This is a genomic window from Portibacter marinus (assembly GCF_021533195.1).
Taxonomy (GTDB): domain Bacteria; phylum Bacteroidota; class Bacteroidia; order Chitinophagales; family Saprospiraceae; genus Portibacter; species Portibacter marinus.
The window spans coordinates 440,510-458,667 of record NZ_JAJNKB010000002.1 but is presented as its reverse complement, the minus strand read 5'-3'; the positions used below and the strand labels follow the sequence as shown (position 1 = coordinate 458,667).

Here is an 18,158-nt window from a genome sequence, read left to right as displayed (position 1 = left end):
GCTTCTTTTACAGCACTTCTGCTAGTACAAAAATACTACCTCCCACAAAAATCAAATCGTCTTTCTTTGCCTGGCGTTTAGCTGCTTGCAATCCATTTTTGACGGAAACATAGCTCTTTCCTTCTAAGTTTTTTTCTTTGGCCATTCTTTTTAATTCCCTGGCATCCAAACCCCTTGGAATATCAGCCTTTACAAAGTAATACCTTGCATTCTTTGGAAATAAAGATAGTATACTGTCAATTGACTTATCATTGACAAATCCTAAGACGATATGAAGGCGTTCAAATTGATATTCTTGCAGTTTAGCTAAAGCCATGCTTAGTCCGGCTTCATTGTGGGCACTATCAACAATCACAGTGGGTCGTTCTGAAATAACTTCCCATCTACCTATGTAATAGGTATTTGCCTTCACATTCGAGATACCATTTTCAATATTTGACTTGTGCCAATTGATGAATTTAATCTGATCAAGTAAATGCGTTGCACCCAATACAGTTTTGATATTTTTAGTAAAAAATGGGCTGACGTTTTCAATAGAAATATCAATAGGATTATTATCTGTAGAACAAATCGCGTGTTTATCAGAGCTGTTGACTTGATATAAATCCTCTGCAAAAAAGATAGGAGCATTCATTTCTGAAGCCTTTTGATCAAATACAATATTTGTCTTTTCATTTTTCTCCCCTATCACAACTGGTACACCAGATTTAATAATACCAGCCTTCTCGCCTGCAATGGCTTCCAAAGTATCTCCAAGCATGTCTACATGATCGAAACTTATGTTTGTAATGATGGATAAAAGCGGGGTGATGATATTGGTTGAATCCAACCTCCCTCCCAAGCCCGTTTCTATTACTGCTACGTCTACCTTTTCCTTTGCAAAATAATCAAACGCCATTGCAACAGTCATTTCAAAAAAAGAAGCAGGAATGCTGACCAGGCTTTCACGTATTCTTTGTACAAAGTCAATGATATCTTGTTTAGGAATGAGTTTACCATTAATTTTAATTCTTTCTCTGAAATCCTTATAGTGAGGAGAAGTGTATAACCCTACTTTGAGGCCATATTCCTGCAGGATTGAAGCCAAAAAATGAGACACTGACCCCTTACCATTGGTTCCTGCAATATGAATGGATTTAAATTTAAGGTGTGGATTACCCAAAATGGACGTTAAATCATAAATATTGGAGAGATCTTTCTTGAAAGCTTGCTTGCCTTGCCTCTGATACATGGGTAATTGGGCATACAAAAAGTCAAGTACTTGACGAAAGTGCAGGTTCTGGTTCAAAATTGTAATATTTTGTGTTAAAAGGTTTTTACAAGTATATAATATTATTACCTTTGAGTCATTCTATTGAAAGAAACATTTTATACACTTAAAACCTGTATTATTTAAACACCTTTTAGCATAATTCTTTACCTTATTTGCGTGAGAACAAGCAGGATAAAAGAATTCACAGCCGGAGTACCCTTCCGGCTTTTTTTTTGCCCTAACTTTTCATTATTACTCCAATCTTATCTCAACTTGAATTCAATAGTAATGGTGCCACATTGCTTCTCGATAGGGCTTTTTGAAAAACGATACTTTTTAGCACCTTCTATAGCCACGCTAACCAGATCAGAATCTGTAGTTGTACTCCCACGCTGGGTATAATTAGATTCGATTACTTCACCTTGATTATTCACACATACCCTTACAACGACAATGCCTGCCTTTTGCGAATTTTCGTTGATTTGAGGTTCGAAAATGAGACCACGGTCGGCAAGCCCTCCCTCGATTCTTCCATTACCCTTAGACATACCTTTTAATACATCTGTGTTAGGGTCACCTTGAGGATCACCGGCATTTCCTGTTGATGAACCATCTCCCTTACCTTTGCCTAGTAAATCTCCAAATTGTTTTTTAGCCTTTTCGTATTCAGCTTTTTTTCTGGCTTCTTCAGCGGCTCTCTTAGCTTCTTCTTCTTTTTTCAAATCCTCGGCAGAGGGACTCTTTGCAGTCACTTTTTCATTGATCACTACTTCACTTTCTTTTTCTTTAGCAACCTCACTGACTACTACTTCTTTCTTTGTTTGAGACTTTGGCTCTGCCGGCTTATTCTCTGGCAATGGTTCTGATTTTTTTTCAACTTTTTCGCCATCTTCGACTACGTTCGATTCTGTTTGTTGATTATCTTCTTCATCATTGCCACCCACAACTTCTACTTCTCCAAAAGCGACCAGGATACCTTCTTTTTCAGGTGGAGGAAAAGTGTAAGACCAGAAAGGGTAAAGAATAAGAAACAGCAATATCAATGCAAAAATAAACGCTGCGATCTTTGCCCTTCTATCATCTTTAGAATTGAGACTAATGTCCATTATTCGAGAATTTGGGTTCTACAATGTATAGTCAGAGTTTTCGTCTTAGAGCAACACTGCTGTTACGCCGTATCTGTAAGCTATATCCATTACACGAACTACATGTTCGTTCGATGTGTTAGGATCCGGAGAAATAGTCATGCTGACTTCTCCTCCCCTTCTTTGTCTTTTCAAACGCGCAACAGCTCCTTCCAGATTTATGGCGCTGATTCTTTTCCCATTTAAAAAATAGTCACCACTTCTATTGATGGTTACCTTAAATGGTTCAGTATTAATTTGAGTTTTGGTACTTGTTCTACCGGGCAGTTTAAGATTTAATGCATTAGGTACCACCAAAGACGATGTCAACATGAAAAAAATAAGCAACAGAAAGATGATATCCGTCAATGACGACATATTGAATTCTGCACTTACCTTACTCTTTTTCTTTAATCCCATATTATTTTCTAGGTTGGGTAGAGATTATTGCTCTCATACCTAAGGAGTTAGAAATTTCCATAATATCTGCCACGTCTTTCCACGGCACGCCCGTCTGCGAAATGATCGTTACCGTTGCATTTTCACTGTTCTCTGAACTAGATTTTGCTTCACTGATTAATCCCCTTAATTTACTTTTTTGTGTCACCTTTCCTTTAAACTTTATAACTCCGTCAGTCGTAAGCATCACTGGAATATCTGTAGGTGCAACTGTTCTTGAATCAGATTCCGGCAGCTCTATATTGATTTGTATAGCAGCTGAGGTCAACATGAAGAAAATCAATAACAAGAAAATAATGTCTGTTAATGAAGACATGTTAAATTCTGCGCTGACTTTATTTCTCCTTCTCATTGACCTTAATTAGAGGGTTCCTGTAATAAATCCATAAACTCTACTGTGGAGCGCTCCATTTTGAAAACCACTTTTTCAACTGAGGCTACCAGCAAATTGTAGCCCACAAATGCCAGAATACCAATAAATAATCCACAAGCAGTAGTAATTAATGCCTGATAAATACCCCCTGCTAAAACATCGGGTGTCACATTCTGCTGAGTTGCCATCTCTCTAAATGCCATAATCATCCCTGTCACAGTTCCGAAAAAACCAATCATTGGCGCTGCACCGGCAATACTGGCTAAGGTGGAAAGGTTTTTTTCCAACTTGAAGATTTCGAGATTTCCTACATTTTCTATGGCTGCATCAATATCATTCAGTGGCTTGCCAATTCTAACCAAGCCTTTTTCTACCATCCTAGCGACTGGCGTATCATGTGTTGCGCAAAGCGATTTTGCTCCCGCTACATTTCCCGCCGCTACTGCCGCTCTGATATTATTGATGAAATTCTCATCCATTCTCCCCGCACGCTTAATCGTAAACCACCGTTCAACAAATATGTATAGTGCTACAATCGATAGAAAAAGTAAGATCAAAACGATCGCAACACCAAGTGGTCCTCCCTGAAGCACCAGGTCATAAAATCTTTCGTATTCTACTTCCGGTTCCGCATCTGCCGCTTCTTGGAAAAGGAAAAACATCTTATTGAACATCTGTAATTATTGTTTAGCTAGTAAATATTTAACACCCACACTTAACGAATATAATTTCGAAACAAGTATTTGAGAGCGACAAATTTATGGATTATTTTCAATATATTATAGAACTTCATAATTTGTTACTCCTTTGTATTGAGTTACATAAATCCTATGATAGGGATGAACAAACAAACGACAACTAGATTGGTTAAGATATAAACCATTGACCGTTAGGAAGCAATAAAACTTGCATAGTTATATAAAACATGAATAATAAATATAAAACACTTGTATTTGGAGCCTCTTTAAAACCTTACCGATATTCTCATCGCGCAGTGAAAATATTGAAACTGAATGGATATGAAGTAGTACCTCTGGGACTTCGCAAAGGAGAAATAGAGGGAATCGAAGTTTTGACAGGCACACCTGAAATTAATGATATTCATACCATTACGATGTATGTCAATGCCTCAAGACAGAAAGAATTTTATGATTATCTATTGAGCTTAAAGCCAAAAAGGATCATTTTTAATCCAGGAGCTGAAAATATTGAGTTTTTCAACCTGGCCAATGAGCAAGGTATTCTTTGTGAAAATGCCTGTACACTGGTTTTACTAAGCATCGGAGAATACGAAAATGTTTCAGTATAGCAAGCCTTATTGCTCTCTTCTATTAATCTCTTTCTGAACAAGTGCAAGCTCTCTGCCTACATCACCAGTAACTGAGGTGTTCTCTTCAGCTCTTCTGACCAGGTAAGGCAAGACTTCATTGACCTTACCATATACTACATACTTCGCAACGTTATAACCGGCAGCAGCCAGATTGTAAGTGATGTTGTCACTCATTCCCAATAGCTGACAGAAGTTCAAATGTGGGTGATTGTTAGGCATCTTTCTTTCTCCGATCAATTCTGCCTGAAGAAAACAAGAGCGTTCATTATGTGTAGCGGCACAGGAGGCAATCGTTTCGTAATGATCGAGGCAATATCTTAGTCCCTCGTTATAATCCTGATCCGTAGACTGTTTATCCGGTTGAATGGGAGATTCATAGCCCATTTCCTGAGCTCGTTCTCTTTCCTTTTCCATATAGGCTCCCCGCACTAATTTTGCACCAAGCATATACCCTTGAGACTTGGCTTTTTCATGTGATTCCTTTAAAAAAGCCAGCTTATCATGGCGGTATAATTGGAAAGTATTATAGACTACAACTCGCTCCTTATTATATTTTGCCATCATTTGATCTGCGAGTTCATCAATAGTAACTTGCATCCAACTCTCCTCTGCATCAATAAATACGCCTACACCTAGTTCATATGCTTTCCTACAGATTCGATCCAGGCGATCAACCATTTGCTCGTACAAGTGCTTTTCTCTGTCACTCAAAGGTTCACTGGTCTGTTTTTTAATCAGGATGTGGTTTTCACCGATTGCTGTAAGCTTAATACTGATAATCGGGACGGACTCATTAGAGGCGGCAAATTCAATTCCTCTGATAAATTCTCCGGCAACTATTTCTAGCTCTTTCTCACCACTTTTGCCTTCTGCCCCATAATCCAGAATGGTTAAGATGTTGGATTGGTAAAGCTTGTCAATGGTCGGCTGAGATTTCAAAAGACTTTCACCACCACAAAATTGCTCAAAAATGGTGTTTTTCACGGCTGTCTTTGCAAATGGCAGAGAATATTTGACTGCAAACATGCCAAGCTTCGAAGTAAAGTTGACTAATGCTTGCTTGCTCATCATATTAAAAAGCCAACGCATTTTCTTCAACTCGCGGTCAGACTTATCAGCAAATGCGATTTCAGTATTAGAAAAATCCAGTGCTGTCGTTTCTTTTAACCGTTCCATATCTCCCACGACTTTTCTGCTTGTAGTTTCAACATATCATAACCATTTTTAATCGCAGCTCCCTGGTCTGCTCCAAGCTTCAAAAATAAAGTTTTCTCAGGATTGTAAACCAAGTCATAAAGGAAATGTTTGCTAGTTAAGAATTGGTAAGGTATGTTAGGGGCTTTGTCAATGTCCGGCCAGGTTCCCAATGGAGTGGTGTTGACCACGAGCACCTCACCGTCAAAATGTTCAGCACTCAACTCATCATAGTTAAGTAGTGATGGTTGACGACTAACAATGGTAAATGGAATATTGAGATTTGATAAAACGTAACGAACTGCCTTGCTTGCGCCTCCTGTACCCAGTACCAGTGCGCGGGTTGGCTTTCGATTTCCATAAAAACTGGTCAAAGAATTTTTAAATCCATAACAATCTGTATTATAACCCATTAAGCCTTGATCAGTGAATTTTATGGTGTTTACTGCGCCAATAGATACTGCTTCTGGACTCAGCATATCTAAATATGGCATGACAGCTTCTTTATAGGGTATGGTGACGTTTAATCCTGCAATTTCAGACCGCTTTAGGTTCTCAAATTGATCTATTCGTTCCAGCTCGTATAGGTCATATACTGCATCTTCTATTTCTTCTTTATTGAATTTCTCAGCAAAATATCCAGGAGAGAACGAATGCTTGAGTGGATATCCTATCAATCCGAATTTCCTCTTATTCTTCATCATTTACCTTTTCCTCTTAAGATTACCAAGATGGTATAAAACAGGATTTTGAAGTCCAAAGCTAGCGACATGTTTTCGAGGTAAAGCATATCAAATCTCATGCGTTGCAGCATTTGTTTGACAGTGGAGGCATATCCATATTTGACCTGTCCCCAGGAAGTAACTCCTGGTCTTACTTTCAACAGCTGGCGATAGTAGGGCGCTTCCTTTGCGATTAAATCAATATAGTACTTACGCTCAGGACGAGGACCCACAAGCGACATATCTCCTTTCAATATATTCCAGAACTGAGGAATCTCATCCAATCTCCACTTCCGCATCACGCTCCCCCAAGGCGTCTGCCGATCATCATTCTCTTGCGCTAATTGTGGCCCGTCAGGCTCAGAATTTAGATACATGGACCTAAACTTATAAATTTGGAAAGGCTTACCATTCAAACCTATTCGTTCCTGCTTAAAAAAGATGGGTCCCTCTGAAGACGACTTAACCCTGATCATAATGTATATGATCAATGGTAGTAAGATGATCAAAGCAATTATACTGGCAAAAACATCAATAAGGCGCTTTATAAAAAATTGCCAGTTAGGCATTAGTTCACGCTCAATCTCGATCAGGACCGCACCATAAACATGGTTCATTTTAACGGTTCCCAATAAAATGTCATACATATCCGGAATGATCTTGACCAAAACACTTTCATCAAATTCGGACAAGATGTCCAGAATCTCGCTCAACCTATTGTGCTCCGAGGTTTCAATAGCGATGATGACTTCTTCGACATTATGTGCCCTAACCACTGATTCCAGATTCTTTATTTTGCCAAGCTTTGGCAAATACTTCTTAATCAGATTGGTGCTATTTCCATTGCTGTCTATAAACCCAACAAAATTATGACCCAGTTTGTATGGGCGACTGGTAATCTCTTCATAAAGCTCAAGGGCGTTTTGATCACCTCCTATAATGATGGTGTTATAGGCAACCTTACCGCTTTTCAACCGACGACTGGCGATGGTCAACAGGATCATGCGCACCGTGGCTGTAAATCCAAATTGTAATAAAAATAGGGTCCCAAAAATCTTATAGTTACTGGTCAGTTTTAAGGCCAAATCATCTTGCAACACTGTAAAGAACAGCGCCAATACCCCCATGAAATTAAGAAAAAAGGTCCTGGTGAAAGTGGCCAATCTCGAGAACCTATAAATGTCTTTATACTTATCAAAAATAGAATAAAACAACAACCAGAAAACTGGAATAAACACCATTCCATACCATAATTTCTCGTCTTGAAAAATGGAAGACCAATCAGACGGCCCACCTTCAATTGACTTACGATATGAGAAAAAGCAAATCCACGCAAGTAAGGCAGTCAGAAAATCTCCTGTACGATAAATAAATAGCTCCTTCCCTCTTTGTCGCTTCATATCAGAAATGCAATAGCTTGATATTGTCTACAAAAACATTTACTGGATCATTTCCTTGATTATTGTCAACCCCTATCAAGACTCGGTAACCATCCAGGGCTGAAGCAATCACTAAATCTGTTAAGTTTATAAATGCTTTCTTCCAGTTATTCTCTGACCTTAATGATACAAAATATTCTTTAAACGAATCATTAGCCACAACACCTACCAAGCCAACCTTCAGATCCGCATTTCCTTGATATTCCACTTCAACGAAAACAGGACTACCATCTCTTGGTATACCACTAAAAACCAAGTCCGTAGAGGCTTCAAAAATTTGGCCTGGTTCCAAAGTTATTTCACCTTTACCATTCACTAAAGCAAGAGACGTTTGTACACTTCCGTCCTCATCCTTACTAAAAGCGACATCATTCTCAAATGTCGCATTGATTCGAATCTTTGTACCGGGTAAATAATTAAATTCTGGAATAATGGATATGGTTGTTCCTTCTTCTATATTTAGAGATTGTTCTATCTGCGTAGCGAACGGATAAATTCTGGGCATTGAATTGATGCCATTTTCTCGTATTCCTGCTTGAAAAACAACATTCAAAGGATCGTCATTAACGACCGGTATTTTTTGGGGTAGCTCATAGACTCCCTGGATTTGACCATCCTGATAAAACCACACATCTTTAAACCCAGAATCTTGCCCCTCCAAAAGCATTTCATCGATCTCGATAAATACAAAGTCAGCCGTCGTCCTTGATGGAATTTCACATGAGACGAAAACGGTACATAAAAAAATGAACACAAAAAGTTCTCTCATATTTATCTATAACGCATCAATACCCAGCCGAATAACGATATGAGAATAAAAAGCAACATACCTATTCTGAAGGACAATTTTAAATGGTGTATAAATGATCGAATCTCTTCTGTTGAATTGGGATACCTGGGGATCACTTCGCGCTCCAATTTGTCTGCATTCAATATATGAGATAGATCAAACTCAACATTGGCTTTAACCAAACTTTTGTAACTCTTTAAAACACGCACTCTGAAGAATACATTGACTCCTAACAAGGCGAGAACCAAACCAATGATGATGACCACAAGGGTTATATACATTCTATCTAGATTAGCCTGCAAAAGTAAAGAAACATTTCTATTTTAGGGCAAAATACAAATATGAAACATACGATATTGACGTTCTTATTGACTTCACTTTTATTCACTGTCTTTGGGCAAAAGGTAGACCTGAATTATTACCTGCCTGACATCGAGTATGACGAATCTATTCCGACCCCGGAAGAATTCTTAGGTTACCAGGTAGGTGAATGGCATGTGAGCCACGATCAGCTTTATAGTTACATGAGAGAAATTGCGGGCCTCTCCGATAGAATAACGATCGAAACTTACGCTCGATCTCATGAAAACAGACCATTGGTTTTATTAACCATTACCTCTCCCGAAAATCACGGCAATCTCGAAAATATCAGAACAAGGCATCTCGAATTATCGGATCCTGATAATGATATCAACGACTATTCAGATATGCCCGCAGTTATATATCAAGGCTTTAGCATTCATGGTAATGAGCCAAGTGGGTCTAACGCTTCTTTAATGGTGGCTTACTATCTTGCAGCAGGTCAAGGTGAGGAAGTAGAAAACCTTCTGGAAAATGTCGTTATACTATTTGATCCCAGTTATAATCCCGATGGATTGAATCGGTTCGCATCTTGGGTCAATACGCACAAATCGAAGAACTTAACCTCCGATCCTGCGGATAGAGAATATTCTGAAGCCTGGCCTAGAGGTAGAACCAATCATTATTGGTTTGATTTGAATAGAGACTGGTTATTGTTAACTCATCCTGAAAGTCAGGGTAGAATTAACAATTTTCACAAATGGAAACCTAACATTCTTACTGATCACCACGAAATGGGTACTAATTCTACTTTCTTCTTCCAACCTGGTATACAGACCAGGGTTAATCCTAACACTCCGTGGAGAAATCAGGAACTTACTGAATCCATAGCTGAATTTCATGCAGAAGCCTTGGACGATATCGGCTCACTTTATTATTCAAGAGAATCATTTGATGATTACTACTATGGCAAAGGATCCACTTATCCGGATGCCAATGGTGGAGTTGGTATTTTGTTCGAGCAGGCCAGTTCAAGAGGACATTTGCAAGAAAGCGACAATGGACTTCTCACCTTCCCTTTCACCATTAGAAACCAAGTCACAACAGCACTTTCCACTCAAAAAGCGGCGGTCAATTTGCGTGAAGACTTATTAAAGTATCAAGATAAATTCTATGCCGATACAAAGTCCTTGGCAAAAGAAAACCGAACGAAAGCATATGCATTTGATGTAGGTAAAGATATCGCAAAGACGAATCATTTTTTGGATATTCTCCTTTCACACCAGATCAAAGTATATCAGTCAGATGACCAATATGTGGTGCCCTTGGACCAACCTCAGTACAGGCTTACCAAGACCATTTTTGAAAAAGTTACCGAATTCCAGGATAGTTTATTTTACGATGTTTCAGCATGGACCCTTCCAGAAGCTTTTGACCTCGATTATCGTGAGTTGACAGGTGATATCAATTTGGGTACACCAATCACACAAGTTCCTGAAAGTGAAGGCAAGGTCATTGGTGATAATGCAGAGTACGCTTATGTATTTGAATGGAACGATTACTATACTCCTAAGCTATTAAATACCATTCTTAATGCTGGTTTGAGGGCTAAAGTAACCAATGAACAATCTGCCTATCGGACTTCAGAAGGTAGCAAAACATTTGGTCGCGGAACCATCATTGTCCCTGTAAAAAATCAGGATTTAGTAGAAGGTGAGATTGCAGAACTGATGCGTAAAGCGGCGGAGGAGACCAATATTGATATTTATGCCATCAATTCTGGTAAACCCGCTGATGGATTTGATTTAGGAAGCCCGACCAATGACCAATTAGAGGATGCCAAAATAATGATGTTTGTCGGTGATGGTGTCAATAGCTATGATGCTGGAGAAATATGGCACTTACTGGATACGCGCTATGATATGACATTAACCAAGCTGGATGTTTCAGATGTCAGAAGAGCAGATTTCTGGGACTATAACGTCATCATCATGCCTGATGGAAACTATCGAAACCTGAATGTGGATGCCCTGGAAAGATGGGTTAGCGATGGTGGAACATTAATTTGTTATAAGAGTGCAATAGATTGGGCTAAACGAAACAAACTGGTGGCCATAGAAACGGTGTCACCAGAAAAGGATACATCGGATGAACGTAAACCCTATCATAGACTTTCGGAAGATAATGGACGCAACTATATAGGAGGTGCCATTTTCGAAATGGCCGTCGATCTTAGCCATCCTCTGATGTATGGTATTGAAAATGAAAAAATGGCTAGCTTTAAGAGGGGTACTACTTTCTACAAACTGCCTAAAAACCCATATTCCAGTCCGGGCGTGTATACTGATGAACCATTGATATCAGGATACATCACAGATGAAAATCTAAATAATTTAAAAGGTACTGCTGCAATATTCGTGGGCGGTAAGGGACGCGGCAAAGTAATTTGCTTCGCAGATAATACTAATTTTCGAGGATATTGGTATGGATCCAACAAACTACTGGCGAATGCAATCTTTTTTGGACAAATCATTAGTGGTGGTGCTGTAGCCCGATAAAACAAAAGAGCGTCTCACTATTTATGAGGCGCTCTTTTTCAATCTCTGGCACTAGCATGAGGATTAGCAAGAGCAGTAACTATGGTATAAGTTTCCAGAATAACTGTTTGCAAGATGTCGGTGAGAATTAGAGCATTTCCTTCGCTTTCTTGATAGCAATATCAAGTCCTCCGGGGTCATTACCACCTGCAGTAGCAAAAAAGGGTTGTCCCCCTCCTCCCCCTTTTATATCCTTAGCGAGTTCCCTAACCATGTTTCCGGCGTGAAGCCCTTTTGCCTTGGTCAACACTTCACTTATCGTTATCATCAACTGTGCTTTGCCATTATCTTCTATTCCGAAAATGATAAAAACATTACCAATCTCTTTTTCCAGGTTGTAAGCCAATGTTTTAGCTGCTTTACTATCCGTTATGGGTAGCTTTGTGCCGATAAAATTAACACCATTGACCATTTCTATTTGACGACGCAGATCACTCTGTAGATCCCCGGCTTTCTCTGCTAACAAGGATTCAATTTTCTTTTTCAGTGCTTTGTTCTCCTCTTGTAATTTACTTACTAATTCCGCCGGATTACCGGAAGATTTGAACATATTACTAATTTGATCAAGAGTGTCTAATTTATCATTCACATATTCCATTGCCCGATTTGCCGTTATAGCTTCTATTCTTCGAACTCCTGCAGCGATACCAGTTTCACTGATGATCTTAAACAAACCTATTTCCCCGGTAGCATTGACGTGACATCCACCACATAGCTCCACAGAATAATCCTTGTCAAAAGTAATCATTCGAACATTGTCGCCATACTTTTCACCAAACAGCATCATCGCTCCCGATTCCTTAGCTTCCGCGATAGGAATATTTCTGGCTTCTTCCAGAGATATATTTTCACGTATTTTCTGATTAACGATATCTTCAACCTCCTTAATTTCAGCCTCGCTCATTCTTGAAAAATGTGCAAAGTCAAATCTCAAATTTTCATCTCTGACCAGGGAACCTTTCTGGGTAACATGATCTCCTAAAACTTTTCTTAATGCAGCATGCAGCAAATGAGTGGCCGTATGATTATTCTCAGTCAATGCACGTCTTTTATTCTGTACTCGCGCTTCAACCGGCTTTGTCAAGTCGCCAGGTAATCGATCAACGTAATGTAGAATGAGATCATTCTCTTTTTGAGTATCCAAAACCTTAATTAAATCCTGACCGATCCTCAAAGTGCCTTTATCGCCAACCTGCCCACCACCTTCTGCATAGAAAGGAGTCTTATCCAGCACCAACTGAATATGCTGCCCATCCTTATCCTTGATTGTTCTGTATTTCAGCACCCTTGCATCTTTCACCTCGAGTTGGTCATACCCCACAAATACCACATTCCCTTCCTGAATGGTATGCCAATCCCCTACAGATCTTTGAGCATCAGCTCTTGATCGCTCCTGTTGTGCTTTCAATGCTACTTCAAATCCTTTTTCGTCGAGTTCCCATCCCTTTTCACTTGCAATCAATCTGGTTAAATCAATGGGGAAACCATAAGTGTCATACAATAAAAAAGCCTCGTCTCCAGTAATCCTATTGTCCGATAAATTCAGTTGCTCTATTCTTTTGAGTCCACCTTCCAAAGTATTTAAAAAAGATTTCTCCTCTTCCAAAACGACCCTTTTAACAAACTCTTGTTGTGCCTTTAATTCAGGAAATACACTGGAAAAATCTTCAGCTAGCTTGGGTACAAGTTGATGTAGTAAAGGACTTGTGATTTCAAGAAAAGAATAGTAGTATCGAACCGCTCGTCTTAAAATTCTTCTGATGACATAACCAGCTCCGGTATTAGACGGCATTTCACCGTCTGCTATAGCGAAACACACCGCACGGATATGATCAACAATGACCCGCATGGCAATATCGGACTTTGAACTTCCATCATATTTTCCGGTGTAGGTGATACCAGATAATTTTTCAACCATTTCTATATAACCCGAAAAGACGTCTGTGTCATAGTTAGAAGTCTTACCCTGCAAGGTCATACAAAGACGCTCAAATCCCATACCAGTGTCAATGTGTTTTTCCGGAAGATCCTCAAGTGTCCCATTCGCTTTCCTGTTAAATTGTATGAAAACAAGATTCCAGATTTCTATCACTTGGGGGTGATCCATATTAACCAGTTCCGCGCCTGATTGCTGCTTTTTTTCCTCATCAGATCGAATGTCCACATGAATTTCAGAACATGGACCACACGGACCTTGTTCACCCATCTCCCAAAAGTTATCCTTTCTGTCGAAAAACAAAATCCTTTCTTCAGGCAAGTGATCTTTCCACATTTCATAAGCCTCATTGTCCGCCTCTAAGCCATCAGATGCATCACCCACAAAAACAGTAGCATAAAGGGAGTCTTTATCTATTCCATAGACATCAGTTAACAATTCCCACGCCCAATCTATAGCCTCGCGCTTAAAGTAATCTCCGAACGACCAGTTTCCAAGCATCTCAAACATCGTGTGATGGTAGGAATCGATACCTACATCTTCCAGATCGTTGTGCTTTCCGGTTACACGAAGACATTTCTGGGTATCCGCTATTCGTTTATTGGGACTAACAGCATTATTTAAAAAATAGTCCTTGAACTGATTCATTCCAGCATTAGTGAACATCAACGTGGGATCATTCTTCAGTACGATGGGAGCAGAACTAACTACTTTGTGTTGTCTTTGTTCGAAAAAATCCAAGAACTTCTCCCTCACGACCTTTGCCTTCATAATTGAATTACAATATTTTAAAAATTAAATATTACTTTAATATGTTGTTATTTTGTAATATTTTAATTATATAAATACAACAAAATCAACTGCTTATGTCGTGTCCAAAAAATAGACCAAAATATGTTAAATAAATTTTTGTAATTCGCTTGACAAAACTTACTTTTACGCCAATCCTATTTACATATTCTACGACAGCAGCAAATGTAGTAAACTATATGTTTTTAACTTCTTTTTAAGACTATGTTCTAAAGATTTTAAAATACATAGGGTAACCTGTTGCTTTTTGCGTCATTAGTACGTATGAGCAGCTATTGTAAACAAAATAATGGATGAAACGAGAGAAATACGTTTATAACCCTAACACACTAACTTACGAAAAACATCAACTAGGCACTAAAGAGATCATCAAAAGAAGTATCGGAATTACTTCAGGAGTTATCCTGACCTCCATACTTTTATGCGCTTTCGCCTACTATTATCTTCCATCTCCGAAGGAAAGAGCCCAGAAACGAGAACTGGATCAATTATCTATGCAATATGAGCTTTTGACCAATGAAATGAATTCCATGGCACAGGAATTGGGCAAGGTGCAAGAAAAAGATGCTAACATTCATCGGGTGATTCTGGGAATGGACCCTATTGATGAAAACGTTTGGGAAGGTGGTATTGGAGGTTCAGAAAAATATGACTACATCACCAACTATAGCAATACAGGTAAAATTATAAAGCAATCTTTATCTAAGCTAGACAAACTTAAGCTACAATTCGAAATCCAGAAAAGATCACTGGATACGCTTGAGATGCTTGCGGACTCAAGAAAGGAAAAACTCGCTTCCATACCAAGTATCAAACCTGTCAGAGCGGACCATCTAAAAAGAAATATACTTAAGTTATCTGGCTACGGATACAGAATTCATCCTATCCATAATGTTAAGAAGTTCCATAAAGGCATTGATTTTACTGCTCCTAAAGGAACTGCCATCATATCTTCAGGTGATGGAAAAGTCATCAGGGTTGAAGAAAAGAAGAGAGGTTATGGAAAGAACATCATCATCGATCATGGATATGGCTATACCACGTTATATGGTCACTTAAGTGAAATTGATGTAGAAGTAGGTGAAAAAGTGACCAGAGGTCAAGTGATTGGAAAGATCGGCAGTACCGGAACTTCCACCGCACCACATCTCCACTATGAAGTGCGTATCAATGGAAATGCAGTTAATCCAATCGACTATTGTATGGATGGTTTAACTCCTGAGGAATATCAGATTCTGGTACATAGAGCAGCTGAAGAAAACCAATCTTTCGACTAAACTATCTCCTATTATCACAAATATTTCATTAGAATCCCCCTCAAGAGGGTTGGCTGTATCTTGCTAATACTGCATTTCTAAATTTAAGATTTTCATAGTGGTACTTTTCTGATGAGCGCTCCCATCCAGCTTGTTCCCTAAATCTTGATTTAATTTCTTTTCGTAAAAATCGTAACATTCACAAAAATCCAATCGTCCTAATTTTACATGTTAGGATAAGAACGACTTATCTCATCTTATTAACCCATAATTGAACGCATTCGTCTACATGAGATTTTTACTACTTTTACTACTCGTCACAACCTTTAGTTTTTCCTTAAATGGGCAGGGTTATCAAATCATACATGGAAAATTAGTAGATAAGGATACCAATGAGCCTATTCCTTATGCTAACATAGGTATACCTCATCGAGGTATTGGCACAACTTCAAGCTCTGATGGTAATTTCCTTTTCAAGATTCCAGATTATTACGCAGGCTCAAACTTGATGGTGTCGGTAATAGGTTACGAAAGATTCACCATGCCCCTCCGTGAAGTCAAGAGTCCGGCAACTATTAAACTAAATCCCACCGCATATCAACTATCTGAAGTCCAGATTATTGATGAAAGTGCTGTAGAAAATATCGTACGAAAAGCAATTTCTAGAATTCCTACGAATTATCCTTCTAAAGCCAACTCCGCTACAGCCTTTTATCGCGAGTCGAGAACGGATGAATCGGACGAGTATGTATATCTGGCTGAAGGGGTCCTGAATGTATATAAAACCAGTTATGAAAATCAGAAAGAAGGATTTGTTAGTCTTATACAAGGCAGAAAGATCAACATGGAAAACCCTCTTGATACCATTGTAAGAGGAGGGTTTAGTTCCGGACACATGGCAGCACACAGGTTCGATTTTGTGAAAAACAGAGAAGACTTTATTGACGAGGAATATTTTCCTGCCTATCGTTATTGGGTAGAAAATATGACTTCGTTCAATGGACGAGAGGTATACATCATAGGCTTTGATATTGATCCAGACGCACCCGCACTCAAAAATCGTAATGCCAAATCCAAGTCCTTATTTCATAAACTTTTGAATTTTACTAAGAGTTATAAGCTAGAAGCAAGAATGCGAGGCAAAATGTACATTGACAAAAACTCCTATGCTTTCATTCGTGCTGAATTTGAAATCACACCTTATGGACTTAAAAAATATGATGATTACCCATTATATAGCGGTGTATGGACTTTCAATAAATACATCGTAAACTATCAAAATGTGGATGGTAAGTGGTACTTCAGTGATGCTGTAAGAGAAGGAGGTCGGAAAAGTGGAGGCATCTATTCTAATGAGATTAAGATTACAGAAATTGAAACAGGAAGAGCGGAAAAGATTCCTTACTTAGAACGTTTGGAAAGAGGAGAAGAGTTTGTAGATATGACAGGTACCTACGACGAAGATTTTTGGAAATCCTACAATATTGTACCGATGAGCGACAAGCTTACGGAAAGTATGCAGCAATATAAAAGCGCTCAAGAATCAGAAAAGATTTTTGCTCCTGAACGAATGAGCAAGATTATTCAGCTGCGAGATTCTTTAGAAATCGCAAAGAGAATTGAAAAAGCTGAGCAGAAGGCACTTGAAAATGAGGAGGAGTTTGATATGCGGGACATCTCAATCGGAGAACCTGGCATCCAAAGACAAAGACCCAAGAGGTTTAGTTCCTCAACCATGTTTGGGATTGGCAGCCACCTTTTATCTACTCCACAGCGTCAGCTTGCTGTTTCCTATTTTGAAAAAGAAGGCAAAGAGCCATTGTTGAGTGTGGACAATACCATAAATTCGCGAGAATTCGAAATCATAGGTGCAGCTGATTTAAACTTTGTTATTAATGAAAGATGGTTTTTGAGATTTGGCGGAGCACTCGATTTTGGAAGATCCATTTACAAAGAGTCTGCTTCGGGTCTTGGTGTTCAATTCAATTTGAGTAGGCAGAGACCAGTATTCCTAAAGCTTTCTGCGCAACATAGTAGAATGAGATATGGCAGAAACCTTGGTTCTGCGGAAAACTTGCAAGACCGAATCTTAATAGGAAGTAAAAACTTCAATACCGACTTTGTAAGAATAGCCTATGGTAGCAGACTTAGATCCTTAAAACTTACGGGTGAAATGTCCATAGAGCTAAATAGAAACAAAGAAATATATTTGAGAGGGTCCTACTACCTTCCTTATTCACAAAGACAATATGTTTTTTTTAAGGAAAACAGTTGGATTTTTAAGAAAAGAGAGCGACTTGAATTACCCACTGATCGTATTTCTGTGACGAGCGATGATTTACAATTTTCAAACAGCTTATTGATGGGCCATAATATCCAACTCACCATCGGTTATCTATTCAAATAATAAATCTCGGACTTAACTCCTAAAAGGTATATATTAAAGAAATCTATATCTTTAATGTCATAACGTCAGATTATGCAAAAGAGTAAGTCAAAGAGAGTCAGTAGGAGGCCATCTTTAAAAAAAAATAAAAGCCATTTCTCAAAAAATCATTGGTACGCTATAATAGGAG

The 18,158-nt window shown here is 38.7% G+C and carries 15 protein-coding genes; 4 read left to right on the top strand and 11 right to left on the bottom strand.

All coding sequences use genetic code 11. From position 1 onward, the window contains the following. Positions 1 to 7: 7 nt before the first annotated feature. The 5 genes from L2567_RS06135 to L2567_RS06115 form a co-directional block, all read right to left on the bottom strand. On the bottom strand, positions 8 to 1,288 hold the full coding sequence (locus L2567_RS06135; protein ID WP_235296869.1) for a bifunctional folylpolyglutamate synthase/dihydrofolate synthase: 1,281 nt from the start codon (positions 1,286 to 1,288) through the stop codon (positions 8 to 10). A gap of 227 nt (positions 1,289 to 1,515) precedes the next feature. Next, a complete protein-coding gene (locus L2567_RS06130) occupies positions 1,516 to 2,358 on the bottom strand; it encodes a hypothetical protein (protein WP_235296868.1) in 843 nt (280 codons plus the stop codon). A 45-nt stretch (positions 2,359 to 2,403) separates the two neighbouring features. Further along, entirely contained in the window at positions 2,404 to 2,796 is a 393-nt protein-coding gene (locus tag L2567_RS06125; RefSeq protein ID WP_235296867.1) for an ExbD/TolR family protein, read from the bottom strand. 1 nt (position 2,797) lies between these two features. Next, positions 2,798 to 3,187, bottom strand: coding sequence for an ExbD/TolR family protein (locus L2567_RS06120; RefSeq protein ID WP_235296866.1), 390 nt, complete (start codon positions 3,185 to 3,187; stop codon positions 2,798 to 2,800). A gap of 5 nt (positions 3,188 to 3,192) precedes the next feature. Next, positions 3,193 to 3,882 (bottom strand): MotA/TolQ/ExbB proton channel family protein, encoded by a 690-nt coding sequence (locus L2567_RS06115; RefSeq protein ID WP_235296865.1) that lies wholly within the window; start codon positions 3,880 to 3,882, stop codon positions 3,193 to 3,195. A gap of 251 nt (positions 3,883 to 4,133) precedes the next feature. Here L2567_RS06115 and L2567_RS06110 point away from each other — a divergent pair, with 251 nt between their 5' ends. Then, positions 4,134 to 4,517 (top strand): CoA-binding protein, encoded by a 384-nt coding sequence (locus tag L2567_RS06110; protein WP_235296864.1) that lies wholly within the window; start codon positions 4,134 to 4,136, stop codon positions 4,515 to 4,517. Between the two features lie 6 nt (positions 4,518 to 4,523). On the opposite strand, the gene L2567_RS06105 is transcribed toward L2567_RS06110, so the two are convergent. Genes L2567_RS06105 through L2567_RS06085 form a run of 5 tightly spaced genes read right to left on the bottom strand, consistent with a single transcriptional unit; the run spans position 4,524 to position 8,964 of the window. Next, the gene (locus L2567_RS06105; protein ID WP_235296863.1) at positions 4,524 to 5,714 is read right to left on the bottom strand and encodes a proline dehydrogenase family protein; all 1,191 of its coding nucleotides are present in this window, start codon (positions 5,712 to 5,714) and stop codon (positions 4,524 to 4,526) included. After that, a complete protein-coding gene (locus L2567_RS06100; protein WP_235296862.1) occupies positions 5,702 to 6,433 on the bottom strand; it encodes a shikimate dehydrogenase family protein in 732 nt (243 codons plus the stop codon). The genes L2567_RS06105 and L2567_RS06100 overlap by 13 nt, the downstream gene beginning before the upstream one ends. Then, the gene (locus tag L2567_RS06095; protein ID WP_235296861.1) at positions 6,433 to 7,854 is read right to left on the bottom strand and encodes a sugar transferase; all 1,422 of its coding nucleotides are present in this window, start codon (positions 7,852 to 7,854) and stop codon (positions 6,433 to 6,435) included. Before L2567_RS06095 ends, L2567_RS06100 begins: the two co-directional genes overlap by 1 nt. Before the next feature lies 1 nt (position 7,855). Continuing rightward, positions 7,856 to 8,662, bottom strand: a complete 807-nt coding sequence (locus L2567_RS06090; RefSeq protein WP_235296860.1) for a hypothetical protein — start codon at positions 8,660 to 8,662, stop codon at positions 7,856 to 7,858. A 2-nt stretch (positions 8,663 to 8,664) separates the two neighbouring features. Beyond that, positions 8,665 to 8,964 carry a hypothetical protein gene (locus tag L2567_RS06085; protein WP_235296859.1) on the bottom strand — a complete coding sequence of 100 codons (300 nt, stop codon included), beginning with the start codon at positions 8,962 to 8,964 and terminating at the stop codon, positions 8,665 to 8,667. Positions 8,965 to 9,024: 60 nt separating this feature from the next. Between L2567_RS06085 and L2567_RS06080 the strand changes: the two genes are divergently transcribed. Further along, positions 9,025 to 11,541 (top strand): M14 metallopeptidase family protein, encoded by a 2,517-nt coding sequence (locus L2567_RS06080; protein ID WP_235296858.1) that lies wholly within the window; start codon positions 9,025 to 9,027, stop codon positions 11,539 to 11,541. 127 nt (positions 11,542 to 11,668) lie between these two features. Here the strand turns inward: L2567_RS06080 and alaS are convergent, their stop codons facing one another. Next, positions 11,669 to 14,287, bottom strand: a complete 2,619-nt coding sequence (gene alaS, locus L2567_RS06075) for an alanine--tRNA ligase (RefSeq protein WP_235296857.1) — start codon at positions 14,285 to 14,287, stop codon at positions 11,669 to 11,671. Between the two features lie 332 nt (positions 14,288 to 14,619). Here alaS and L2567_RS21125 point away from each other — a divergent pair, with 332 nt between their 5' ends. Both L2567_RS21125 and L2567_RS06065 read left to right on the top strand, forming a co-directional pair. Next, positions 14,620 to 15,603 (top strand): M23 family metallopeptidase, encoded by a 984-nt coding sequence (locus L2567_RS21125; RefSeq protein ID WP_319942125.1) that lies wholly within the window; start codon positions 14,620 to 14,622, stop codon positions 15,601 to 15,603. 268 nt (positions 15,604 to 15,871) lie between these two features. After that, positions 15,872 to 17,989: a carboxypeptidase-like regulatory domain-containing protein gene (locus L2567_RS06065; RefSeq protein WP_235296856.1), complete on the top strand. Its 2,118-nt coding sequence runs from the start codon at positions 15,872 to 15,874 to the stop codon at positions 17,987 to 17,989. The last annotated feature ends 169 nt before the right edge of the window (positions 17,990 to 18,158 follow it).

Bases quoted from the DNA above. Each gene is read 5' to 3' on its own strand.
- L2567_RS06130 (WP_235296868.1), bottom strand. From the start codon at position 2,358: ATGGACATTAGTCTCAATTCTAAAGATGATAGAAGGGCAAAGATCGCA.
- L2567_RS06125 (WP_235296867.1), bottom strand. From the start codon at position 2,796: ATGGGATTAAAGAAAAAGAGTAAGGTAAGTGCAGAATTCAATATGTCG.
- L2567_RS06120 (WP_235296866.1), bottom strand. From the start codon at position 3,187: ATGAGAAGGAGAAATAAAGTCAGCGCAGAATTTAACATGTCTTCATTA.
- L2567_RS06115 (WP_235296865.1), bottom strand. From the start codon at position 3,882: ATGTTCAATAAGATGTTTTTCCTTTTCCAAGAAGCGGCAGATGCGGAA.
- L2567_RS06110 (WP_235296864.1), top strand. From the start codon at position 4,134: ATGAATAATAAATATAAAACACTTGTATTTGGAGCCTCTTTAAAACCT.
- L2567_RS06105 (WP_235296863.1), bottom strand. From the start codon at position 5,714: ATGGAACGGTTAAAAGAAACGACAGCACTGGATTTTTCTAATACTGAA.
- L2567_RS06100 (WP_235296862.1), bottom strand. From the start codon at position 6,433: ATGAAGAATAAGAGGAAATTCGGATTGATAGGATATCCACTCAAGCAT.
- L2567_RS06095 (WP_235296861.1), bottom strand. From the start codon at position 7,854: ATGAAGCGACAAAGAGGGAAGGAGCTATTTATTTATCGTACAGGAGAT.
- L2567_RS06090 (WP_235296860.1), bottom strand. From the start codon at position 8,662: ATGAGAGAACTTTTTGTGTTCATTTTTTTATGTACCGTTTTCGTCTCA.
- L2567_RS06085 (WP_235296859.1), bottom strand. From the start codon at position 8,964: ATGTATATAACCCTTGTGGTCATCATCATTGGTTTGGTTCTCGCCTTG.
- L2567_RS06080 (WP_235296858.1), top strand. From the start codon at position 9,025: ATGAAACATACGATATTGACGTTCTTATTGACTTCACTTTTATTCACT.
- alaS (WP_235296857.1), bottom strand. From the start codon at position 14,287: ATGAAGGCAAAGGTCGTGAGGGAGAAGTTCTTGGATTTTTTCGAACAA.
- L2567_RS21125 (WP_319942125.1), top strand. From the start codon at position 14,620: ATGAAACGAGAGAAATACGTTTATAACCCTAACACACTAACTTACGAA.
- L2567_RS06065 (WP_235296856.1), top strand. From the start codon at position 15,872: ATGAGATTTTTACTACTTTTACTACTCGTCACAACCTTTAGTTTTTCC.